Raw genomic sequence first — 22,958 nt, forward strand, 5'->3', positions numbered from 1 at the left:
CCTTTTATTTTTTGGAAAAAAAAAGGCGCCCTCGCGGGGCGCCTTATTTTTGTACGAGAAACCGTGTTACTTGCGTTTCATCGACAGGAAGAACTCATCGTTGGTCTTGGTCTGTTTCAACTTGTCGACCAGGAACTCGATGGCTGCCACTTCGTCCATCGGGTGCAACAGCTTGCGCAGGATCCACATGCGTTGCAGCTCGTCGTCTGCAGTCAGCAACTCTTCGCGGCGGGTGCCGGAACGGTTGATGTTGATCGCAGGGAAGACGCGCTTTTCAGCGATCTTGCGGTCCAGAGGCAGTTCCATGTTACCGGTGCCCTTGAACTCTTCGTAGATCACTTCATCCATCTTCGAGCCGGTTTCAACCAGCGCGGTAGCGATGATGGTCAGCGAACCGCCTTCTTCGATGTTACGCGCAGCACCGAAGAAACGCTTTGGCTTCTCAAGGGCGTGAGCATCGACACCACCGGTCAGCACCTTGCCGGAGCTAGGGATAACGGTGTTGTAGGCACGAGCCAGACGGGTGATGGAGTCGAGCAGGATCACCACGTCCTTTTTGTGTTCGACCAGGCGCTTGGCCTTCTCGATCACCATTTCGGCAACCTGCACGTGGCGAGTTGGCGGCTCGTCGAACGTGGAGGCAACCACTTCGCCGCGCACGGTGCGCTGCATTTCGGTTACTTCTTCCGGGCGCTCGTCGATCAGCAGAACGATCAGGTGCACTTCAGGGTTGTTACGCGAAATGTTCGACGCGATGTTCTGCAGCATGATGGTCTTGCCCGCTTTTGGCGGAGCAACGATCAGACCGCGCTGACCTTTACCGATCGGAGCGCAGAGGTCGATCACACGACCGGTCAGGTCTTCGGTGGAACCGTTACCGATTTCCATCTTCATGCGTACAGTCGGGAACAGCGGGGTCAAGTTCTCGAAGAGAATCTTGTTTTTCGCGTTCTCGGGACGATCGTAGTTGATCGTGTCGACTTTCAGCAGTGCGAAGTAACGCTCGCCTTCTTTTGGCGGGCGGATTTTACCGACGATGGTATCGCCGGTGCGCAAGTTGAAGCGTCGAATCTGGCTAGGCGAGACGTAGATATCGTCCGGGCCGGCCAGGTAAGAAGCGTCAGCGGAGCGCAGGAAGCCGAAGCCGTCCTGGAGAATCTCCAGCACGCCATCACCGGAGATTTCCTCGCCGCTTTTCGCGTGCTTCTTGAGCAGGGAGAAAATCACGTCCTGCTTGCGCGAACGGGCCATATTTTCTATGCCCATCTGTTCGGCCAATTCGAGCAGTTCGGTAATCGGCTTTTGCTTGAGTTCAGTCAGGTTCATATAGGAATGACGTAATCATTTATGGGGAGGGAAATTAAGCTTTGGGCTTAATGAGGCCGCGCCGCAGAGAAGGCGACAGGATCGCGTACTAATTCGATAAGGAGTGCGTCGGCGACGGCTTGCAGGGGGCAGTGGAGAAACCAGTGCGGGGCCGAATGTACCACTTGAGTTTCATAGCGTCTAGTCCTTGAGCCATGAAAAAGCCCCGCATTTAGCGGGGCTTTTATCGACGCTTAGATATTGGCGTCGAGGAATGCAGCCAACTGCGACTTCGACAGCGCACCGACCTTGGTGGCTTCAACGTTGCCGTTCTTGAACAGCATCAGCGTAGGAATACCGCGTACGCCGTGCTTGGCCGGGGTTTCCTGGTTTTCATCAATGTTCAGCTTGGCAACAGTCAGCTTGCCTTTGTAAGTCTCTGCGATCTCGTCCAGAACCGGCGCGATCATTTTGCAAGGGCCACACCATTCAGCCCAGTAGTCGACCAGTACAGCGCCTTCAGCCTTGAGAACATCGGCCTCAAAGCTAGCGTCGGTGACGTGTTTAATAAGATCGCTGCTCATGGAAGTCTCCGTGGTTGTAAGCAAAAACGTAGCACATCATAGCCGTCATCACCGCGTTCAGGAAGGTGAGGGGCGATTGACTCTCACTATAGTGGTGCATGAGAGCGGATATCGCCCGTTTCAGGTCACCTGAAAAGCCGGGTTGAGGGAGAACAGCTAACGTCATTGCTTTGATGCTCCATATCAATGCATCTGACATCGCGCGTTGGCGCGAGCCTTTGATCGTGGCACGATGATCAGGTTATCGACCGAGACCCCTCAACCATGCCCCAATCCCAAGCAAGGAATCCGTCCCTGATCGCCGCCATTGATCTGGGTTCTAACAGCTTTCACATGGTGGTGGCCAAGGCCCAGAACGGCGAAATCCGTATTCTCGAACGTCTTGGTGAAAAGGTGCAGTTAGCTGCCGGCATCGACGAAGAGCGCAAACTCACCGAAGAATCCATGCAGCGCGGGCTCGATTGCCTCAAGCGCTTCGCCCAGCTGATCAACGGTATGCCACTGGGTGCCGTGCGCATCGTGGGTACCAACGCCTTGCGTGAAGCACGCAACCGCAACGAATTTATCGTGCGGGCCGAGGAAATCCTGGGCCACACCGTTGAAGTGATTTCCGGTCGTGAAGAAGCGCGCCTGATCTACCTGGGTGTGTCCCACACCCTCGCCGACACGCCGGGCAAACGCCTGGTGGCCGATATCGGCGGCGGCAGTACCGAATTCATCATTGGCCAGCGCTTTGAACCGCTGCTGCGCGAAAGCCTGCAGATGGGCTGCGTCAGCTTCACCCAGCGCTACTTCCGTGACGGCAAGATCACCCCGGCGCGCTACGCCCAGGCCTACACGGCGGCGCGCCTTGAGATCATGAGCATCGAGCACGCCCTGCACCGCCTGACCTGGGATGAAGCCATCGGCTCCTCGGGCACCATCCGGGCCATTGGCCTGGCCCTCAAGGCCGGCGGGCATGGCAATGGCGAGGTTAACGCCGAAGGCCTGTCCTGGCTCAAGCGCAAACTGTTCAAGCTGGGTGAAGTGGACAAGATCGACTTTGAAGGCATCAAGCCTGACCGTCGCACCATCTTCCCGGCCGGGCTGGCGATTCTTGAAGCGGTGTTCGATGCCCTTGAACTGCAGCGCATGGACCACTGTGATGGCGCACTGCGCGAAGGCGTGCTCTACGACCTGCTGGGCCGTCATCACCATGAAGACGTGCGTGAGCGCACCTTGAGCTCGCTGATGGACCGCTACCACGTCGACCGCGAGCAGGCAGCCCGGGTTGAACGCAAGGCCTTGCGTGCCTTTGATCAAGTGGCCAAGTCCTGGGATCTCAAGGACGGCATCTGGCGTGAACTGCTCAGCTGGGCGGCCAAGGTGCATGAAGTGGGGCTGGACATTGCCCACTATCATTACCACAAGCACGGCGCCTATTTGATCGAGCACTCCGACCTTGCCGGCTTCTCACGCGAAGACCAGCTGATGCTCGCGCTGCTGGTGCGCGGCCATCGACGCAATATTCCCAAAGACAAGTTCGCCGAATTTGGCGCCGACGGCATCAAGCTGATCCGCCTGTGCGTGCTGTTGCGCTTTGCGATCCTGTTCTACCACATCCGTGGCAACCAGGAAGCCTCGCAGGTCAAGCTGCGCGCCGAGGGCGATCACCTTGACGTGATCTTCCCCGAAGGCTGGCTGGAACAAAACCCGCTGACCCAGGCCGACTTCGAGCAAGAAGCGCAATGGCTGACCCGGGTGGGTATCGTGCTGACGGTGTCCTGACCGGGCACCACTCAAACCACTTGTGGGAGCGGGCTTGCCCGCGATTCAAACGGTGCGGTGTTTCAGGAACACCGCATCGAACCAATCGCGGGCAAGCCCGCTCCCACAGTCGTTACCGCGTTATACCGAAGGCCCGGTGCTCACCGTCAGGACAGGCAGGCTCAGACGCTCCAGCAAGGTTGCCTGGGCGCTGCGCGGGTTCTGGTTGCCGGTTGGCGTGTTACGAATGTAACGACCGTCCGACTGCAGGCTCCAGCTGTGGGTGTTGTCGGTCAGGTAGCACTCCAGCTCTTTCTTGACCCGCAAAATCAGCTTTTTGCCCTCGACCGGGAAGCACGTTTCAACGCGCTTATCGAGGTTGCGCTCCATCCAGTCAGCACTGGACAGGAACATCTGCTCTTCGCCGCCATTGAGGAAGTAGAAGACCCGCGTGTGCTCCAGGAAGCGGCCAATGATCGAGCGCACATGAATATTGTGCGAAACCCCCGGAATACCCGGACGCAGGCAGCACATTCCGCGCACCACCAGATCGATACGCACGCCGGACTGGCTGGCCTTGTACAGCGCGCGAATGATTTTCGGGTCGGTCAGCGAGTTGAACTTGGCAATGATATGCGCCGGCTTGCCCTCAAGCGCAAACTGGGTCTCGCGGGCAATCATGTCGAGCATGCCCTTCTTCAACGTGAACGGTGCATGCAGCAGTTTTTTCATGCGCAGGGTTTTACCCATGCCGATCAACTGGCTGAACAGCTTGCCCACGTCTTCGCACAGCGCATCATCAGAAGTCAGCAGGCTGTAGTCGGTGTACAGGCGGGCGTTGCCGGCGTGGTAGTTACCGGTGCCCAGGTGGGCGTAACGCACGATCTCGCCCGCCTCACGGCGCAGAATCAGCATCATCTTAGCGTGGGTCTTGAAGCCGACCACACCATAGATCACCACCGCACCGGCCGCTTGCAGGCGGCTGGCCAGCTGCAGGTTGGACTCTTCGTCAAAACGCGCACGCAGCTCGATCACTGCAGTCACTTCCTTACCATTGCGCGCGGCATCCACCAGCGCATCAACGATCTCGGAGTTGGCACCGCTGCGGTACAGGGTCTGGCGCACGGCCAGTACATGCGGATCCTTGGCCGCCTGGCGCAGCAGGTCAACCACCGGGGTAAACGACTCGAACGGGTGCAGCAGCAAGATGTCCTGCTTGCTGACCACGCTAAAAATGTTCTCGCTGTTCTGCAACAGCTTGGGGATCGCCGGGGTGAACGGCGTGTATTGCAGCTCCGGGTGACTGTCGAGGCTAGTGATGCTGAACAGACGCGTCAGGTTGACCGGGCCATTGACCTGGTACAGCTCGGTCTCATGCAGGCTGAACTGCTTGAGCAGGTAGTCGGACAGGTGTTTAGGGCAGGTGTCGGCCACTTCCAGGCGCACGGCATCGCCGTAACGACGCGAGAACAACTCGCCACGCAGGGCACGGGCCAGGTCTTCTACATCTTCGGTATCGACCGCCAGATCGGCGTTACGGGTCAGGCGGAACTGATAGCAGCCCTTCACCTTCATGCCTTGAAACAGGTCATCGGCGTGGGCGTGAATCATCGACGACAGGAACACATAGTTGTCCCCTGCTCCGCCCACGTCTTCAGGCAGCTTGATCACACGCGGTAACAGGCGCGGTGCCGGGATGATCGCCAGGCCCGAATCGCGGCCAAAGGCATCGATGCCTTCCAGCTCGACGATAAAGTTCAGGCTCTTGTTCACCAGCAACGGGAACGGGTGCGTCGGGTCCAGGCCAATCGGGGTGATGATCGGCGCGATTTCGTCGCGGAAGAACTTGCGCACCCACGCCTTGATCTTGGTGTTCCAGTGCCGGCGGCGGATAAAGCGCACCTGATGCTTTTCAAGCTCGGGCAGCAGGATCTCGTTGAGGATCGCGTACTGGCGATCGACATGGCCGTGCACCAGCTCACTGATGCGGGCCAGCGCCTGGTGCGGCTGCAAGCCATCGGCACCGGCCTGTTCACGGGCGAAGGTGATTTGCTTCTTCAGGCCCGCGACACGAATTTCGAAAAACTCATCCAGGTTGCTGGAAAAGATCAGCAAAAATTTCAAGCGTTCAAGCAGCGGGTAGGACTCGTCCAGCGCCTGCTCCAGCACGCGAATATTGAACTGCAACTGCGACAGCTCGCGATGAATATACAAGCTGCTGTCATCAAGGCCAGGCACAACAATCGCCGGATGCGCCGCCGCGTGCGCCTCGGCCACGGCGGGCGCGGGCTCTTGCGATACAGGCGGGGTTTCTGGAACTGGCTCGGCAATCGGCTGAGCTTCAGTGGCAACGATTTCTGCAAGTCCTTCGGTATTCATTGATTGTTCCTGTAAGAGCGGGTTTGACTCTCGTAACAGTTAAGCGACACCAGCAGTCAAGTTGCCAGAATGCCATCAACGCCTGTGGGTTTAAACCGCTCCAAGGCGCTTTATGTGGGCCAGAGCTTGGTTAGAGGGCTATTTATTAAAATTGTTTCCAAAGGCACCGGCATGTGGGAGCGGGCTTGCTCGCGATGGCATCACCCGTGCTTGCCTGCCAGGTCGCGTAGCCCCCATCGCAGGCAAGCCAGCACCAACAGATTTTAGGCAATAATCTCCACGCGCACGGTTATAACGCCTCGTCATGAACACTAGATGACAACGCCAATGATGTAGGTCAAATAGACGTCAATTGTAGGAATTGTTAACGTCAAGACACATTTCGATACTTTCCCGAACGTCCCTTAAGGCGTAGGCTGCGCGTTCATTTCGCCAGCATCCAGACAATGCTCCAACAATTTCTTCAAGAATTTGGCTACTTCGCCCTGTTTCTAGGGACGTTCTTTGAAGGTGAGACCATTCTGGTTCTCGCAGGCTTCTTGGCGTTCCGCGGATACATGGACCTCAAACTGGTCATGATCGTGGCGTTCCTCGGCAGTTATGCCGGTGACCAGCTGTGGTATTTCCTGGGGCGCAAGCACGGCCGCAAACTGTTGGCGCGCAAACCGCGCTGGCAACTTATGGGCGACAAGGCACTGGAGCACATTCGCAGGCACCCGGATATCTGGGTCCTGAGCTTCCGCTTCGTCTACGGCCTGCGCACCGTCATGCCTGTGGCCATCGGCCTGTCGGGTTACCCGCCGGGTCGCTACTTGCTGCTCAACGGTATTGGTGCTGCGATCTGGGCCATTGCCCTGGCCACCGCCGCCTACCACTTTGGCGCCGTGCTCGAAGGCCTGCTGGGCAACGTCAAGAAGTATGAGCTGTGGGTACTCGGTGCCTTGCTGTTGATCGGCCTGTGCCTGTGGGCCAGACGCCGCTTCAAAAATGCGCGCCTGGCCAGACAGACCGCACTTGAAGAAAAGAACAAGCGCAGCATCGAGGTCAGCAACCCGCCAGCCGAGTGATGCGGTCTCTGCTCAAGTACAGGCCCATCACGCTCAACACCGTGTAGCTGAACAGGCCGACCCAGCCCAATGCGCTGGCCGGCCACAGCCCCGCCACAGGGGCCAGCCAAACCAGTGGCACGTTGAGCGCCAGGCGCAGCCACTCGAGTTTCAACGCCCAGGGCCGGTTCTCCAGGCCCGCCCCCAGCACAAACAACCCCAACGCCATATACCCCCAGCCCAGCATCAGCGCCTGGGGCGACAGGCTTTCGCCCAGATTCAGCAAATAACTGCCCAGCGCCACATAGACTGCAAATTGCGACGCGAGATACACCTGCTGGCGAAACGGCAAAGGTACTTCGAATTTCTCGAACCGGCTCAAATCCGGCTTGCTCATCGGGTACTTCGCTGCCACATCCGCCGGGCGCCAGCCTGTGGGCATAAACCAGATTCGCAGTTTGTCGCGCCAGCGTTCGGTGCGCTGTGCATCGGCCAGCAACTGCCCATAGAACTGCCAGTTGGCCCACAGCGGGTTCCAGCTGTGCAGCGGTGTGGTCACTCCGAAAATCACCGGCTCGGCATCGTCTTCTTCCTGAAAGGTGCCAAACAAACGGTCCCAGATAATGAACACTCCACCGTAATTGCGATCCATATACAGAGCATTCTGTGCATGGTGAGCGCGATGATTGGAAGGTGTCACAAAGCACCACTCGAACCAGCCCAGCTTGGGTACATGGCGGGTATGGACCCAGAACTGATAGAGCAGGTTGACGGTGGCCACCGTGACAAATACCAGCAGTGGCACCCCCAGCACTGCCATCGGCAGGTAAAAGACCCAGCAGAACACAAACCCGGTGCTGGTCTGGCGCAGGGCGGTGGACAGGTTGTAGTCCTCGCTCTGGTGATGCACCGAATGCGCGGCCCACAGCACGTTGCGCTCATGCCCCAGGCGATGGTGCCAGTAGTAGCAAAAGTCATAGAAGACAAACGCAAACAGCCACACCCACAGGCTGTTATCGGGCAGTTGCAACAGCGCCAAGTATTTCAGCGCCAGCGCGTAGGTGATCAGCCCCACGCCTTTGGTCAGCAAGCCGGTGGTGGTCGACAGCACACCGGCGCTCAGGCTGCTGATGGTGTCAGCCAGGCGATAGGTGCGCATCCCGCGCCAGCGGTCGACCAGCAGCTCGACAGCAATCAGCACAAAGAAAAACGGCACTGCATACAGAATCAGCTTCATGGCACACCCCGAGCGGCATTCCATCAAGCGTAGGCGCACTTGCAGCGAAACCCTATGGCATCAAGCGCCAAATCAGGCGACATTAACGCCATGTACAAGGAGAGCGATATGACCACAAAAAATGTTGCCGTGATTCTTTCCGGTTGCGGTGTCTATGACGGCGCCGAGATCCACGAAAGCGTGATCACCCTGCTACGCCTGGACCAGCGCGGCGCCAAAGTGCAGTGCTTTGCCCCCGACATTGCGCAACTGCACGTCATCAACCACCTGACCGGCGAGCCAATGCCCGAGACCCGCAACGTGCTGGTGGAATCAGCGCGTATTGCCCGGGGCGAGATCAAGGACATTCGTGAAGCCAGGGTCGAGGATTTTGACGCCCTGATCATTCCGGGCGGGTTTGGCGCCGCCAAAAACCTTTCCAGCTTTGCCACCGAAGGCGCTGCGTGCTCGGTCCAGGCGGATGTGCTGAACCTGGCCGAGGCCTTTGCCGAAGCGGGCAAGCCCATAGGCCTGATGTGCATCTCACCCGCCATCGCCGCCAAGATTTATGGCCCTGGCGTCATTTGCACCATCGGCACCGACGCAGACACCGCCGCGGCGGTCAGCAAAATGGGCGGCACCCACCAGGAGTGCGAAGTATCGGAAATTGTCGAAGACAAGGCCCGCAAACTGGTCAGCACCCCGGCCTACATGCTCGCCCAATCCATCAGCGAAGCGGCGTCGGGGATCAACAAGATGGTGGACCGGGTACTGGAGCTGACTCAAAAAAGTTGATCAGCCCCGCGCCAGTCGGGTCAGAATCCGGTCCAGGGCATTGGCGAACGCCTGCTTGTCGCGTTCGCCATAGGCACCCTGCCCGCCGCTGACCTGGCCCTGTTCGCGCAGATCGGTAAACAGATTGCGCACCGCCAGGCGCTCACCCATGTTCTGCGGGTCAAACTCCTTGCCCCGCGGATCCAGCGCCGCGACGCCCTTCTTGACCAAGCGGTCGGCCAGCGGCACATCGCTGCAAATCACCAGCTCGCCGGGCACGGCGTGTTCCACCAGATAATCATCCGCCGCATCCGGGCCGCTGGGCACCACAATCAGTTTGACCAGCGCATAGGTTGGCTTGATCTGGCTCTGCCCTGCCACCAGCACCACTTCAAACTGGCGCTTGAGGGCGAACTTGATAACCTGATCCTTCGCCGCCTTGGGGCATGCATCTGCGTCGATCCAGACACGCATAAAGAATAGCTCCTGAGGGTTGCCGATCCTGTGGGAGCGGGCTTGCTCGCGATGGCATCAGCGCGATGCTTCAGATGCACCGCGCCGCCTGTATCGCGAGCAAGCCCGCGCCCCCAAAGGGGAGGTGTATAACGATTTACGAAGCCTGCACCCGACGTTTTTCCGCCAGCTTGCTACGGCTGTACAACACGATGATCGCCATAATCGCTACAGCCTGCGCTGTCAGCGAGTACGCATCGGCGTGAATGCCCAGCCAGTCGAAGTCAAAGAACGCCACAGGCCTTGTGCCGAAGATACCCGCCTCTTGCAGCGCTTTCACACCATGCCCGGCGAAAACCACCGACAAGGCGCACAGCAGCGCGGCATTGATGCTGAAAAACAGCGCCAAAGGCAACTTGGCCGAGCCCCGCAGGATGATCCATGCCAGCCCCATCAGCAGCACCAGCGCCGTGGCACCACCCGCCAGTACTGCGTTGTGCCCGGCCGGGCCGGCTTGCAGCCACAGGGTTTCGTAGAACAGGATCACTTCGAACAGTTCGCGGTACACCGAGAAGAACGCCAGGATCGCAAAACCAAAACGCCCGCCTCCGCTGACCAAGCTGCTTTTGATGTAGTCCTGCCAGGCCGCCGCGTGGCGCCGGTCGTGCATCCACACACCCAGCCACAGCACCATGACGCTGGCAAACAAGGCCGTGCAGCCTTCCAGTAGCTCGCGCTGGGCACCGCTGACGTCAATCACATAGGCCGCCAGCGCCCAGGTCGCGAGCCCCGCCACCAATGCCAGGCCCCAGCCAATATTGACGCTGCGCACCGCCGATTGCTGGCCGGTATTGCGCAAGAAAGCCAGGATCGCAGCCAGCACCAGAATCGCTTCCAGACCTTCACGCAACAAAATCAGCAGGCCCGAGACGTAACTCAAGGTCCAGCTCAGGCCATCGCTGCCCAGCAGCCCGGCCGACTCTTTCAACAAGGCTTTGGCAGCCTCCAGGCGCTGCTCGACCTGCTCGATCGGCAAGCCGTCCTGCAACGATTGCCGATAGGCCATCAGGGCTTTTTCGGTGCTTTTGCGCACGTTGGCGTCGACGTTATCCAGCGAGCTTTCGACCAGTTCAAAACCTTCCAGATACGCTGCTACCGACAGGTCGTAGGCTTGTTCACGGTCGCCGGCGCGGTACGCCGCGAGGCTTTTGTCCAGGGTGGCGCTGGTGTAGTCGAGCAACTGCGCCGGGCCGCGTTTGACTTGCGGCGGTTGTGCCCGCTGGGCACGGAACGTGGCCGTCGCCTCGGGGCCTTCAGCCGCCAGCACTTCATTGGGGGTTTGACGGGCAAGGTCCGCCAGATTGTAGGTTTTGTCTGCCTTGGCGGCCTGTGGATTGGCACTCAGCCCGGCGATATAGGTGGCCAGGTCCCAACGCTGGCGTTCGTCCAGCTGGTCGGCAAACGACGGCATATCAGTGCCTTCAACGCCCAGGCCAAGGGTGTTGTAGATCGCGTAGAGGCTCAGGCGGTCCAGGCGCTGGGCATCGCGCAGGTTGGCTGGCGGTGGCGTCATGCCCACGCTTGCCGGGCCATCACCGGCGCCGGTTTCACCGTGGCACACCGAGCAATGCTGGGCGTACAGGGGTGCACCGCGGGTGGGATCGGGGGTAATGGCAGGCGCTTGGCTGACCTCGTAGGCCACGGCCAGTTTGGCCCCCAGCTGGCGCGCTTCACGCGCAACGGCGGTGCCGTCTTCGCGCTGTTCGATGGCGGTTTGCAGGGCATTTACGCCCTGCACCAGCTCGTCACGCTCAGGGCGTTGCGGCAAGTCCGCGATCAGGCCCTTGAGCACCGCCAGAAATTCGAGTTGCTCGCGGTATTCGGTCTCGTCGATGACCTTGCCGTTTTCAACCGTGGGCGGATAGTCCGCGCCAATGTAGTCAATCAGGTGCAGCGCTTGTGAGGCGCCTTCCGGGGTGTTGGCAGAAGCAACAAGGCTGCACAACGCGAGCACGGGCAGCAGTAGCCATGCCAAAAAACGCGAGCGGGAGGTCATCGATCAATCCGGATGGAAATGAGAAGTAACATATTGTTCACTTCCCATCATCCCGACTCAAGGCCTTTAGGTGGTGGCGCGATGCAACGTCGCCAGAAAACCCGCTGCACCGACAAACAGGCCAGCAAAGGTGCGGTTCATGCGCCGCTGTTGTTTGGGGGTACGCAGCAGGCGCAGGACCTTGGACGCCAGCCCGGTATAACCGGCCATGACGATCAGGTCGACGCAGATCATGGTCACGCCCAGCGTCAGGTATTGGGACACCAGCGGCGCGGCCGGGTTTACGAATTGCGGCAGTACCGCGAGCATGAACACCAGCGCCTTGGGGTTGCTGACATTGACCAGAAAGCCACGGAACACCAGGGCCAGCGGCTTGCCGATGGGGCGTACGGCCGCGTCATCGCTCAGGTCTGCTGGCAGCGCGCGCCACTGCTTGACCGCAAGGTAGATGAGGTAGGCGACGCCAAACCATTTGATCGCGTAGAAAGCGGTGGACGATGCGGCGAGGATGGCGCCAACACCGGCAGCGACAATGGCGATTTGCAACGCAAGGCCCAGTTGCAGGCCCAGGGCGTTCCAGTAACCACGCCAGAAACCGTACTGCAGACCGCACGACATCGAGGCAATCGCGCCGGCGCCGGGGGACAGGCTGATCACCCAACAGGCAGCAAAAAAGGCCAACCACGTTTCCAACGACATCGCACACCTCGGACAAGATCTGTAACAAGTCCCTTAAGCTAATGCGCTGGTTGAAAATTGACCACCGTTTTTTGAGGTGACGGCTGATTCTGTGGGAGCGGGCCTGCTCGCGATACAGGCGCCGCGGTGCATCTGGAGCATTGCGGTGATGCCATCGCGAGCAAGCCCGCTCCCACAGGATTGGCAACACTCAGGAGCTACTCTCTGCACAGTTACCGTTACAGGTCGCTTTCGCGCCAGCGGCGCACCGAGCGCTGGAAGAACAGGCTGTTGGGCACTTGTACCATGCTGCTGCCACTGCCCGATTCCGCAGGCTCGATCAGGGTGGTGTACAGCAGGTTGATGGCCACGACGCGGCCTTTGACCCCGGGCTTGTCCAGCGTGTCGAGCAGCTCCACCACATCGCCGATGCGAAACGGCCCCACGGTGAAGATCAGCACCGCGCAGAGCAGGTTGGAAAGCACGCTCCACATGGCGAAGAAGGCAATCGCCGCCACCGCCACAAAGCCCGACAGCGCCGTCCACAACACCGTGGCCGAAACACCCAGGCGCTCCAGCACCACGATCACTGCGCTGCCCATGATGAACCAGCGCAAGCCCCCGCGCAGCGGCATCATCAGTTGCGGCGGAAACGGGTAACGCTCGCTGAGGCGCGTCAGAAAACGCGCCACCACACGCTGGGAAAAGTAACCCGCCAGCAGGATCAGCAGAATCTGCACACCAATCCACAGGGGGGCGATCAGTTCTGCGGGCACAGGCAAGTGCAGGGCTTCCATCAGGACAGGGCTTCCAGTTCTGCTTGCATGGACTCAAGCAATTCCAGCGATTCCATCCAGCGCTCTTCCAGCTGGCTTTCGAGCACTTTGAGCTTGGCCTGTTCCGCCAGCAGATCACGCAACTCATCTTTGCGCGCCGCCTCGTAAACAGCGCTGTCGCCCAGACTGGTTTCGATTTTCGCCAGCTTTTCGTTGATCTTGCCCAGTTCGCTCTCAAGCTTGTCGGCTTCGCGCTTGTGCGGTGCCAGTTGCTGACGCAACGCCGCCGCGGCCTGACGCTGAGCCTTTTTATCGGTCTTGTCAGGGTTGACCGGCGTGTTGCTCACCGGCGCGTTGCGCAAGCGGTAGTCGGCCAGCCAGCGCGCGTAGTCTTCGAGGTCGCCGTCGAATTCCTGCACCTTGCCGTCAGCGACCAGCATGAACTCATCCGTGGTGCTTTTGAGCAAATGCCGATCGTGAGATACCACCAGCACCGCACCGCTGAACTCTTGCAAGGCCATGGTCAGCGCCAGACGCATTTCGAGGTCAAGGTGGTTGGTGGGTTCGTCGAGCAGCAGCAGGTTCGGCCGGCCCCAGGCGATCAACGCCAATGCCAGGCGAGCTTTTTCGCCGCCGGAGAAATTAAGTACCGGCTCGTCAATACGCGCACCACGGAAGTCGAAACCACCGAGGAAGTCGCGCAGGGTCTGTTCACGCTCGGTCGGCGCCAGGCGCTGCATATGCAGCAACGGGCTGGCCTTGGAGTCCAGTGAGTCAAGCTGGTGCTGGGCAAAGTAGCCCACCACCAGGTTCTCGCCACGGGCCAGGCGGCCCGACAGCGGCTCCAGCTCGCCTGCGAGGTTTTTGATCAGGGTCGATTTACCCGCGCCGTTTGGCCCGAGCAAGCCGATACGGGCGCCCGGAACCAGCTGCAGCTTGACCTTCTCCAGGATGGTTTTGTCGCCATAGCCCAGACGGGCATCGGACAAGTCCAGCAACGGGCTGGAGAGTTTGACCGCCTCGCGGAACACAAAGTCGAACGGCGAGTCCACATGGGCCGCACTCAGTTCTTCCATGCGCTCAAGGGCCTTGATCCGGCTTTGCGCCTGACGGGCCTTGGTGGCCTGAGCCTTGAAGCGGGCGATGTAACTTTCCATGTGCGCACGTTGCGCCTGCTGCTTCTCGTAGGCCTGCTGTTGCTGGGCCAGGCGTTCGGCACGGGCACGTTCGAATGCGCTGTAACCACCCCGGTAGAGGGTGATCTTGCGCTGGTCGACGTGGGCGATGTTGTCGACCACGGCATCGAGAAAGTCCCGGTCGTGGGAGATCAACAGCAGGGTGCCGGGGTAGTTCTTGAGGAAGTCTTCCAGCCACAGGATGGCGTCGAGGTCCAGGTGGTTGGTCGGCTCATCGAGCAACAACAGATCCGACGGGCACATCAGGGCCTGAGCGAGGTTAAGGCGCATCCGCCAGCCACCGGAGAAGTCGGCAACCGGGCGATCCATTTGCTCATTGGTAAAGCCCAGCCCGGCGAGCATTTTGCGTGCCCGTGCATCGGCGGTGTAGCCGTCGGCGCTGTCCAGCTCGGAATGCAGGCGCGCCTGTGCGGCACCGTCCTCGTCGGCTTCGGCCCTGGCCAGATCGGCCTGCACCTGGCGCAGGCGCTGGTCGCCATCGAGCACATAGTCGATGGCAATGCGGTCGAGGGTGTCGATTTCCTGGCGCATATGAGCGATCCGCCAGTCGGCCGGGAGCAGACAATCCCCGGAATCAGGCGTCAACTCACCCAGCAGCAAGGCGAACAAAGTGGATTTACCGGCGCCATTGGCGCCGACCAGACCGGCTTTGTGGCCGGCGTGCAGGGTCAGCTCGGCGTCTTCTAGCAGACGTTGCGGGCCACGCTGTAAAGTCAGGTTCTGAAGTCGGATCATAATGGCGGCGGAGTCTACCAGCTTCCCTCTCAACTGGCGCGAATTGCACTATGCAGACTGACCTGTGGAATTACTGTTTGAACCTCTACGCCCGGCCCGGGGTGGAGCAGGCCTGCCTTGACCTGCAGAGCCGGGGCATGGATGTGTGCCTGCTGTTGTGCGCCGCCTGGCTTGAAACGCGTGGCGTGGCCTGCGATGAATCGCGCCTGGGGCAGTTAAGCGCCTGTGCCGGGCCCTGGCAGCGCGAGGTGGTGCAGCCCTTGCGACAGCTGCGCACCCAATGGCGAGAAGCGGCCGCCCACGACGATGTACTGGCAGCGCTGCGCGTGCAGGTCAAGGCATTGGAGCTGGAGGCTGAACGGACATTGTTGCGACGCCTGGAGTCAGTGACTCAAAGCTGGGAGCAATCGCAAGGCGCTTGCGATTGGCTGCAGAGGATGGCCAGCGATGCCGGTCACCCTGATTGCGACGCGCTGCAGACGCTGCGCGTCGCAATCAATGGCGCTTAGGAAGCGCTGGCTGGGGTCGTAGCCGAGTTTGTTGCGGTGGCCGGGGTTGGCGCAGGGGCTGTAGCCGGTGCGGCGGCTGCGGATGCCACAGCGGGCTTGGCAGGTGTGGCAGCCGGTTTGGCGGCAGGTTTTGCGGCAGGTTTTGCGGCGGCGGGCCTTTTCACGGCAGGCTTGGCTGCTGGCTTGGCGGCAGGCTTGGCTGCTGGCTTGGCGGCAGGTTTGGCCGCGACAGGTTTAGCAGCAGGCTTGGCCGCTGCGGTTTTAGCTGCAGGTTTTGCCGCGACTTTTACCGGGGCTTTGACGGGCGCTTTTACCGCTGCCTTGACCGGTGCCTTGGCGGCTACCGGTTTGGCTGCTGCGGGCTTGGCGGCAGGTTTGGCCGCAGCCGTTCTGGCCGCTGCAGGCTTGGCTGCCGGCCGGGCTGCTGCAGGTTTTGCTGCCACGGGTTTGGCTGCAGGTTTAGCCGCAGCTACTTTGGTGGCGGGCTTGGCGGCGGCTTTTGCCGGAGCCTTGGCAGCCGCTTTGGCAGCCGGTTTTTTTGCCGCGGCTGCAGGCTTGGCATCACGGCTCGACAAAGCCTTGCCAACGGCTTCTTTCACTCGACCGATACCCTGGGCCAGCTTCAGGCTTTCTTGCGCATCGCGCTTGAGTTGCAGGATATAAGTGCGTGTTTCGGTCTGGCGATCCTTGAGCGAATCGAGCAATTGCTCAAGCTCTTTGACCCCGGCCTTGGCCTTGGCCTGAGCCTTGGATTTACCAGCATTGGCGGCGTCCTGCAGTTTGGCGCGGGACTTGTGCAGTTTTTCCTGTGCTTTGCCACGCTGTTTTTCAAGCTTGGCGAGCAGTTTCTCAGCATCAGCCAACGCTTGGGAGCAAGCGTTTTCCAAATGCTCAAGCAGGCTGCCTGAGAGCTGTTGGAGCAAGTGCAACGGCGTATTAACGGGCTTCTTATTGGCCGACATGGTTTACCTCCTGGCTGAAGTGAGTGCGGCTCATACTAGACCTCTGCAACTACCGCCGCTAGAGCATGTTGACACTAAGGATAGCTGCGCGTTGCATGACGTCGAAAAACTTGTGCTGGATCAATCTTTAACGGCCAATACCGCTAAATTCAATGAGTGCCCAAACGTCTTCCAGGCCCTCGAATTAAACCATCGGCGCCGCTCGGGCGCTGGCATAATCGCTCGCACATCACGCCGGAGAACCCCCATGCCGCGTTACTTGTTTTTGCCGTTGTTGTGCCTTGTGCCTTTGGCCCATGCCGCCCCGCCCTCGACCCCCGGCGACGCTCACGACCTGGCCTACAGCATGGGTGCAAGCCTGGGCGAACGCTTGCGCCAGGAAGTCCCCGAGCTGCAGATCCAGGCCTTGATCGATGGCCTGAATACCGCCTACCAAGGCAAACCGCTGGCCCTGACGAATGAACGCATCGGGCAGATTCTGGCGCTGCATCAGGCTCAGTCAGACCCCGGGCAGGCGCAGCCAGGCATCAATGCGGCCCTTAGCGCTGAAGATGTTTTCTTGATGGTCGAAAAACAGCAGCCGCAAGCTCGCGAATTGGCGGACGGCATCATCCTCACCGAACTCAAGCCCGGCAAAGGGGCCAAGCCCGGCCCGAAAGATTCGGTGTATGTGAGCTATGTGGGGCTACTGCCTGATGGCAGCGTGTTCGACCACAGCAGCCAACCTCAATGGTTTCGCCTGGACAGCGTGATCGCCGGCTGGCGCAGTGCCTTGGTGCAGATGCCAGTAGGCGCCAAATGGCGCCTGGCGATACCTTCCAGCCAAGCCTACGGCGCCCAGGGTGCCGGGGATTTGATTGCGCCCAATACGCCACTGGTATTTGAGATCGAACTGTTCGCTACGCGAAAATAACCGCTCAAAAACGAAAAACGGCGCGCCATTGCGCACCGTTTTTTAAATGGGTTGCGGCCTACGCCTGGGCGGCTTCTTTCTGCTTGTGCGCGCTGTGCAGCACTTCGATCAGGCAGTCCTCAAGCTCAAAGCGCTCATCGAGCAGAGCGCCCAACACCTTGATCTCTTCTGCCAGCTTGTCGCAGTCAGGGCGATGGGCCTTGCCGTCACAATGATCGTTGAACGCCAGGGCGGCTTCGGTAATCACATTGATACGCGGGTAAATGGTCTCGGCCAGGGCAAGCCCGCGCTCATCATTAAAGGCCTTGGCCTCCTGATTGAGCTGCTCGTAAATCTCGAAATGACCTGCGGAAACGTAGTCGACCAGCAACTGGCAAAATTCTTTTTGCGGCCCACGCTTGGGGTTGTTTTGCTGCTCTAGCAGAGCGGCATAAGCCTTCACAAGTTTACGACGCTCATGCAACCAGCGGTCTACCAGCTGGTGGACGCCGTTGAAACGTTCCTGAGCACTCTCGCATCTTTCGAGCATGATGATCTCTCTTCCCTTGTGGGCCCATGCCACCCGACATCAGCCGGGCCTGTGTGAACCAAAACCTGCGCGATGGCACGGGCATTGGGCGGCATAACTCCGTGATACGTGCGGGCCAGATTATGCCCGCTCGGCTACTGCTTCAAGGTACGCACGAGAGAAAATTCATACAAGTGTTTAATCCCAAGTGCTACTTCACGTCGCAGCCACGCGGTAATTTGTAGCAATTAAGCGAGCGACTTATCTGAAAGAGACCAAGAGCAATGAGCACGAGAAAGGCCAGCAGGCTCAACTCGGGAATACTCAAGTCAAATACAGTCCAGTGAACATGCGCACAGTCTTCACTGCCGCGATAAATCATCGAAATGATTTCCCACGCCGACATGTCGTGCCAACTGCACGCCACTTCCGGCGGGCAACCCACCAACTGATCGGGCTCCAGCTGTTGCAGCCATACCTGGCGCAAGGCACTCGCCGCGCCGCCCAGCGCAAACAACGAGGAGGCAAGGGAGTAACACCACAGGCCAACCCTTTTGGGGGCATGGGCATAAGCCATCAAGTTGACGAAACAGAAACCCAGCAAGAAAAAGCGCTGCACCTGACATAACCAACAAGGTTTAAGCCCCGGCCCGTACTCCAGGTAAAAAGTAGCGCCCAGCACCAAGGCACCGACTGCAAAGGCCAAAAAGAAAATGAAACGTGAGCCTGCCAAAAACATGGCTTTTCCGTAACAAAATAGACAGCTGGTTACGGTAGATGAAAGCCATTGACCCTTTCAAGGTGGCCTTAAGGGGATACGTCCTGAAGGAAGCGGGGAAAAACCTACAGAAGCGTGAAGTATTCAGAACTTGCAGAGTAGGAAATACCAACTCATGCAGCATTCACGGACGACTCAGCCCAGCCTGACGCGTGCCGAAACACACGCCAGGCTGACGCTGTCACAGGCTTGTGGCAGTGGCCGGCAAAGGCGAGGCCAGCAAACGCTCATCGAGCAAATTCAGACCCTCCTGGAACAATTGGTTGCTGCGCGCCGTATCACCCAACTGGGCAAGCAACCGCGCCAGCTCGGCACAGGTTTCCGGGTTGCGTTCAACCTTCAGGCTGCTTTCAAGGTAGTCCCGCGCCTTGCCCCACAAGCTGTTTTGCAGGCACAGGCGGCCCAAGGTCAAGAGCAGGCTGGCGTCGCCTTGATGGCTTTTGAGCCAGCCTTCGGCAGTCTGCAGCTGCTTGACCGGGTCGCTGCCGCGCAGCAGGCCGTAGAGGCGCACCAGGTGGCTGTCGTAACTGCGCTTGAGCGCCCCACGCAGTACTTCTTCGGCTTCGGCTTGTGCGCCCAGCTGGCGCAATTGCTCAGCATAGGCCAGCACCAGTGCGGGCTCCTGGCGCTGGGCCGAGGTAAGCTGTTGCCAGGCGCGCTGCAGCGACTGCAGCCCCGCCTCGCCCTCCGTTTCACGCTGGGCCGCCAGGCTCAGGTTCTGCCCCCAGGCGCGACGCTCCAGCTCTGCCAGTTCCTTGGCCGGCAATACCTTGTCCTTGCGCAGCTCCGGCAGCAGGCGGATCAACGCCGTCCAGTCGCCCCGCTGCTGGTGCAGGCGCTGCAACTGACGCAGTACCTGGACGTTATGCGGATGGCGCTCGTGCATGGCTTGCAAGGTCGCCAGCGCGCCATCTGTGTCGGCGCGGTCCACCTGCAACTGGGCATGGCTCAGGGCAATTGCCAGTTCGGCCTGGGGCTGACGCTCCAATGCACGCTCCAGCAGGTTGTCGCTTTCTTCGTAGTGCCCCTGCTCATTGGCCGCACGCGCAGCACCCAGGTAGTAGAGCAATGGCTGTGGTTCGGCTTCGGCGGCACGGGCCAGGTGCTTCTGTGCGCTGGCCCAACGGCCCTCGGCAAGGTCCATCTGGCCTTGCTCGATGGCGATCTGTACCCGACGGCTGCGGTTGCGCCGCGACCACGGGTTCACCAGCCCGGTAGACGCCGTAACCAGCTCCACCAGCAGCTTGATGCCCCATACCAGCAACCACAGCACGGCCAGCAGGGCGAGGGTTGCCCACACGCTGGATTCGTAGCGGAAGTTTTTATAGGCGATCAGCACATAGCCCGCGTCTTCAGCGATTGCCAGGCCGATGCAGGCCGCAGCTGCAATCAACAAAAACACAATCACATAGAAACGCTTCATGGATGGGCCTCCTGCGCAGGGCTGGCGGCCGCTTTGCCCGGCTCGTCGGCACTCACATGCCGACGTTCGAGGTAAGCCTGCACCGCACTCAAGGCCCCGGCGAGATCCGGGGTCTTGACCGTGACCGGCTGCTTGCTGAGCTCGATCACTTGCTCAAGGATTTTTTTGCTCTGCGGGTTATCCGCATTGAAGTTGCCCTTGAGGACGTCTTGCGCCTGCTCCAAAGCCCGGGTGTAAACCGGCTCCTGACCATTGAGCGCGGCCCACTGGGCTTGCTCCAGCGCCAGGCTCAAGGCCAGGCGAACCTGGGTCAGACTCTGGCCGGCCAATAGCGGGCGCACATTTTTATCGGCATTGAAATCAATGCGGATGTAATGCGAGATCTCCTCCCACCACTGGGCCCAACGGCTCGCGCCATCGCCATCAGCGGTGAGGCTTGCCAGCGAATCACCCTGGTTCTGATAGGCCGGGGCCAGGGCACTGAGCTGCGCCACTTGATCACGCAAGGCCGCCAGCTGCAAAAACAGGCCGGTACGGTCCGGTTGCTCAACGCTGCGCAGGGCCGTCAGGCTTTTGGCCAGTTGTTCACGGGCGGCATAAGAGCCCGGGTCGTTTTGCTCGCGCAAAATCGCGTCTGCGCCCTGCACCAGGGCCTGGGCGCTGCTGATGTCTTGCAGGGCCGACAAGCGCAAGGTGGCCAGGCGCAACAAGTGCTCGGCCTCGGCCAGACGCCAGTCCTTGCGGCTCTCGCCCAACACGGTTTCAAGGCGCTGGTTCAGGCGCTGCTGATCGCCTTGCAGTTGCACGACCAATTGGCGCTGATTATCCAGCTCACTGGCCGAAGGCAACTGGTTGAGCCGGGTCAGCAGTTGTTGCTCGCCCTGCTTGATCGACAGCGTTTGCGCGGCCAGGGCGGGTACGTCGCTCAGTTGCTCAGTGGTGGCAGCTTGCAGTTGACGCACCTGCCACACCCCCCAGCCACCCACGGCTACACCGGCAGCGCCCAGCAACAGAGCGACAACGGCCAGACCATTGCCCCGCCCTTGCGGTGCAGGTTCGGCTTGTTTAACCGGCGCTTCTGGCGCGGGCTGTACGGGTTCTTTGGACAAGACTGTTTCGCTCACGAATCCATCCTTTGCATTAGAAAGCAGGTGCGGGATGTTCCCGCAGCGCCGCCAGCAAAGCCGCAGCGCTCGCGCCACGACAATCCACAACATGTTGCGCCCCGGCGCTGCGTGCCAGCTCAGCAACCCGGGGGCTTGGAACAAACAATGGCAGGCGTGCAAGCTGCGGCCAGTCATCCCCTGCCAAGTGGTGTAAATGTTCAAGACCCTGCCCACTGCTGACCACCAGCGCGTTCAGGCGTTCCCCTGTAACCCGCTTATGCAGGGTCGCAGGCGGGTATGACGGCAGCTCGCGACGATAGAGTTCAAGGTAGTCGACCTGCGCGCCGAGGCTGCGTAGACGCTCAGCCAGCATCTCGCGACCGCCCTCCCCGCGCAGAATCAGCACCTTGGGCTGCACGCCCCTCACCGCCGAGGTGAACGCGGGCATTGCCAGCAGCGCCTCACTGTCATCGCCCCATTGAGGGTAGCTAACATCGAGGCCGTGGGCGGCGAGAATCTGCGCCGTCGCGGCGCCTACAGTGAACCACTTCTGCTGCGGCGCCTGCGGCCAGTACTGGCGCATCAGCTCAAGCCCCAGGCGCGCCGCCGGCTTGCTGACCACAATCACCGCGCAATAACGGTCAAGGCCGGCCATCAGCGCACGCTGGGCGTCGCTCATGGCCAACGGGGCAATCGCCAGCAATGGCAGGCTGCTGCTGAAGATACCGGCAGCCGCCAGCTCATCGGCCAGGGCTGCGGACTCCTCGGCAGGCCGGGTCAGCAGCAGGCGCCAACCGGTCACTCGTGACCTGCCTCACCATAAACGGCTTTGAGAATGTCTCCGGCACCCTGGGCCAGCAGCGCCTCGGCCACCTGCACCCCCAGCTCGCTGGCAGCCGCACGCGGCGCACGGGCGTCAGCACTGAGCAACACACCACCGCTCGGCTCACCGACCAGGCCACGCAACCAGAGCTGCTCGCCTTCAAGCACGGCATAACAGGCAATCGGTACTTGGCAGCCGCCATTGAGGTGCTTGTTCAGCGCACGTTCGGCCGTGACGCGCACGGCCGTATCGGCGTGATGCAACGGCGTCAACAAGGCATGAATTTCGCTGTCCGCGCTACGGCATTCGATGCCCACTGCGCCTTGGCCACCGGCGGGCAAGCTGTCTTCGATGCTGATCGCCGACGTGATGCGGTCTTCAAAACCGAGACGGATCAGGCCGGCAGCCGCGAGGATAATGGCGTCGTATTCACCGGCATCGAGCTTGGCCAGACGGGTATTGACGTTGCCACGCAGAAAACGGATTTGCAGGTCCGGGCGACGAGTCAGCAACTGGGCCTGACGGCGCAGGCTCGACGTGCCGACAATGCTGCCCCGGGGCAAATCGTCGAGGCTGGCATAGGTATTGGAAACGAAGGCGTCACGCGGATCTTCGCGCTCGCAAATGCAAAACAGACCCAGGCCTTCAGGGAAGTCCATCGGTACGTCTTTCATGGAGTGCACGGCGATATCTGCTTCGTTGTCGAGCAGGGCGGTTTCCAGCTCCTTGACGAACAGGCCCTTGCCGCCGATTTTTGACAGCGGCGAGTCCAGCAGCTTGTCACCACGGCTGACCATGGGCACCAGCGTCACCAAAATACCGGGGTGAGCCTGCTCTAAACGGGCTTTGACGTATTCGGCCTGCCACAGAGCCAGGGCGCTTTTACGGGTAGCGATGCGGATTTCGCGAGAGGACATGGATCAATCCGTACTGAAAAGATACGGCTGATAATAACAGCTCAGCCAAAACAGCTTTGACTTGTATCAGAAAGT

At 60.2% G+C, this 22,958-nt stretch carries 21 protein-coding genes; 5 read left to right on the forward strand and 16 right to left on the reverse strand.

The window, feature by feature from the left end; all coding sequences use genetic code 11:
• Positions 1 to 66: 66 nt before the first annotated feature.
• Positions 67 to 1,326, reverse strand: a complete 1,260-nt coding sequence (rho, locus tag BLU25_RS13875; protein ID WP_016783019.1) for a transcription termination factor Rho — start codon at positions 1,324 to 1,326, stop codon at positions 67 to 69.
• Positions 1,327 to 1,559: 233 nt separating this feature from the next.
• Positions 1,560 to 1,889, reverse strand: coding sequence for a thioredoxin TrxA (trxA, locus tag BLU25_RS13880; RefSeq protein WP_016783018.1), 330 nt, complete (start codon positions 1,887 to 1,889; stop codon positions 1,560 to 1,562).
• A 264-nt stretch (positions 1,890 to 2,153) separates the two neighbouring features.
• On the opposite strand from trxA, the gene ppx reads away from it, so the two are divergent.
• On the forward strand, positions 2,154 to 3,656 hold the full coding sequence (ppx, locus tag BLU25_RS13890) for an exopolyphosphatase (protein WP_083369687.1): 1,503 nt from the start codon (positions 2,154 to 2,156) through the stop codon (positions 3,654 to 3,656).
• 120 nt (positions 3,657 to 3,776) lie between these two features.
• Here ppx and ppk1 read toward each other — a convergent pair whose 3' ends face one another.
• Positions 3,777 to 6,014: a polyphosphate kinase 1 gene (ppk1, locus tag BLU25_RS13895; protein ID WP_083369688.1), complete on the reverse strand. Its 2,238-nt coding sequence runs from the start codon at positions 6,012 to 6,014 to the stop codon at positions 3,777 to 3,779.
• A 446-nt stretch (positions 6,015 to 6,460) separates the two neighbouring features.
• On the opposite strand from ppk1, the gene BLU25_RS13900 reads away from it, so the two are divergent.
• Positions 6,461 to 7,081 carry a DedA family protein gene (locus tag BLU25_RS13900; RefSeq protein ID WP_016783014.1) on the forward strand — a complete coding sequence of 207 codons (621 nt, stop codon included), beginning with the start codon at positions 6,461 to 6,463 and terminating at the stop codon, positions 7,079 to 7,081.
• On the opposite strand, the gene BLU25_RS13905 is transcribed toward BLU25_RS13900, so the two are convergent.
• On the reverse strand, positions 7,059 to 8,297 hold the full coding sequence (locus BLU25_RS13905) for a sterol desaturase family protein (RefSeq protein WP_016783013.1): 1,239 nt from the start codon (positions 8,295 to 8,297) through the stop codon (positions 7,059 to 7,061). The two genes, BLU25_RS13900 and BLU25_RS13905, sit on opposite strands and share 23 nt — an antisense overlap.
• Positions 8,298 to 8,405: 108 nt before the next feature.
• Here BLU25_RS13905 and elbB point away from each other — a divergent pair, with 108 nt between their 5' ends.
• Positions 8,406 to 9,071 carry an isoprenoid biosynthesis glyoxalase ElbB gene (gene elbB, locus BLU25_RS13910; protein ID WP_016783012.1) on the forward strand — a complete coding sequence of 222 codons (666 nt, stop codon included), beginning with the start codon at positions 8,406 to 8,408 and terminating at the stop codon, positions 9,069 to 9,071.
• Here elbB and BLU25_RS13915 read toward each other — a convergent pair whose 3' ends face one another.
• The 5 genes from BLU25_RS13915 to BLU25_RS13935 form a co-directional block, all read right to left on the reverse strand.
• Positions 9,072 to 9,524 (reverse strand): YaiI/YqxD family protein, encoded by a 453-nt coding sequence (locus BLU25_RS13915; RefSeq protein WP_016783011.1) that lies wholly within the window; start codon positions 9,522 to 9,524, stop codon positions 9,072 to 9,074.
• A 136-nt stretch (positions 9,525 to 9,660) separates the two neighbouring features.
• Entirely contained in the window at positions 9,661 to 11,559 is a 1,899-nt protein-coding gene (locus BLU25_RS13920; RefSeq protein ID WP_016783010.1) for a cytochrome c/FTR1 family iron permease, read from the reverse strand.
• Positions 11,560 to 11,625: 66 nt separating this feature from the next.
• A complete protein-coding gene (locus tag BLU25_RS13925) occupies positions 11,626 to 12,258 on the reverse strand; it encodes a LysE family transporter (protein WP_016783009.1) in 633 nt (210 codons plus the stop codon).
• Between the two features lie 218 nt (positions 12,259 to 12,476).
• A complete protein-coding gene (locus tag BLU25_RS13930) occupies positions 12,477 to 13,034 on the reverse strand; it encodes a mechanosensitive ion channel family protein (protein ID WP_016783008.1) in 558 nt (185 codons plus the stop codon).
• The gene (locus BLU25_RS13935) at positions 13,034 to 14,944 is read right to left on the reverse strand and encodes an ATP-binding cassette domain-containing protein (protein ID WP_016783007.1); all 1,911 of its coding nucleotides are present in this window, start codon (positions 14,942 to 14,944) and stop codon (positions 13,034 to 13,036) included. Before BLU25_RS13935 ends, BLU25_RS13930 begins: the two co-directional genes overlap by 1 nt.
• Positions 14,945 to 14,994: 50 nt before the next feature.
• Here BLU25_RS13935 and BLU25_RS13940 point away from each other — a divergent pair, with 50 nt between their 5' ends.
• Positions 14,995 to 15,453: a TIGR02444 family protein gene (locus BLU25_RS13940; RefSeq protein ID WP_016783006.1), complete on the forward strand. Its 459-nt coding sequence runs from the start codon at positions 14,995 to 14,997 to the stop codon at positions 15,451 to 15,453.
• Here the strand turns inward: BLU25_RS13940 and BLU25_RS13945 are convergent.
• The gene (locus tag BLU25_RS13945) at positions 15,450 to 16,415 is read right to left on the reverse strand and encodes an AlgP family protein (RefSeq protein WP_083369689.1); all 966 of its coding nucleotides are present in this window, start codon (positions 16,413 to 16,415) and stop codon (positions 15,450 to 15,452) included. The two genes, BLU25_RS13940 and BLU25_RS13945, sit on opposite strands and share 4 nt — an antisense overlap.
• A gap of 247 nt (positions 16,416 to 16,662) precedes the next feature.
• Between BLU25_RS13945 and BLU25_RS13950 the strand changes: the two genes are divergently transcribed.
• On the forward strand, positions 16,663 to 17,328 hold the full coding sequence (locus BLU25_RS13950) for an FKBP-type peptidyl-prolyl cis-trans isomerase (protein WP_016783004.1): 666 nt from the start codon (positions 16,663 to 16,665) through the stop codon (positions 17,326 to 17,328).
• Between the two features lie 58 nt (positions 17,329 to 17,386).
• Here the strand turns inward: BLU25_RS13950 and BLU25_RS13955 are convergent, their stop codons facing one another.
• The 6 genes from BLU25_RS13955 to hemC form a co-directional block, all read right to left on the reverse strand.
• A complete protein-coding gene (locus BLU25_RS13955) occupies positions 17,387 to 17,857 on the reverse strand; it encodes an Rsd/AlgQ family anti-sigma factor (RefSeq protein WP_016783003.1) in 471 nt (156 codons plus the stop codon).
• A gap of 190 nt (positions 17,858 to 18,047) precedes the next feature.
• Positions 18,048 to 18,575 carry a disulfide bond formation protein B gene (locus BLU25_RS13960; protein WP_016783002.1) on the reverse strand — a complete coding sequence of 176 codons (528 nt, stop codon included), beginning with the start codon at positions 18,573 to 18,575 and terminating at the stop codon, positions 18,048 to 18,050.
• Positions 18,576 to 18,795: 220 nt separating this feature from the next.
• On the reverse strand, positions 18,796 to 20,037 hold the full coding sequence (locus BLU25_RS13965) for a heme biosynthesis protein HemY (protein WP_016783001.1): 1,242 nt from the start codon (positions 20,035 to 20,037) through the stop codon (positions 18,796 to 18,798).
• Entirely contained in the window at positions 20,034 to 21,161 is a 1,128-nt protein-coding gene (locus tag BLU25_RS13970) for a uroporphyrinogen-III C-methyltransferase (protein ID WP_016783000.1), read from the reverse strand. The genes BLU25_RS13965 and BLU25_RS13970 overlap by 4 nt, the downstream gene beginning before the upstream one ends.
• Positions 21,162 to 21,177: 16 nt before the next feature.
• Positions 21,178 to 21,945, reverse strand: coding sequence for a uroporphyrinogen-III synthase (locus BLU25_RS13975; RefSeq protein WP_016782999.1), 768 nt, complete (start codon positions 21,943 to 21,945; stop codon positions 21,178 to 21,180).
• Positions 21,942 to 22,883 carry a hydroxymethylbilane synthase gene (gene hemC, locus BLU25_RS13980; protein ID WP_016782998.1) on the reverse strand — a complete coding sequence of 314 codons (942 nt, stop codon included), beginning with the start codon at positions 22,881 to 22,883 and terminating at the stop codon, positions 21,942 to 21,944. The genes BLU25_RS13975 and hemC overlap by 4 nt, the downstream gene beginning before the upstream one ends.
• Positions 22,884 to 22,958: the final 75 nt, after the last annotated feature.

This window comes from Pseudomonas fragi (assembly GCF_900105835.1).
Taxonomy (GTDB): Bacteria; Pseudomonadota; Gammaproteobacteria; order Pseudomonadales; family Pseudomonadaceae; genus Aquipseudomonas; species Aquipseudomonas fragi.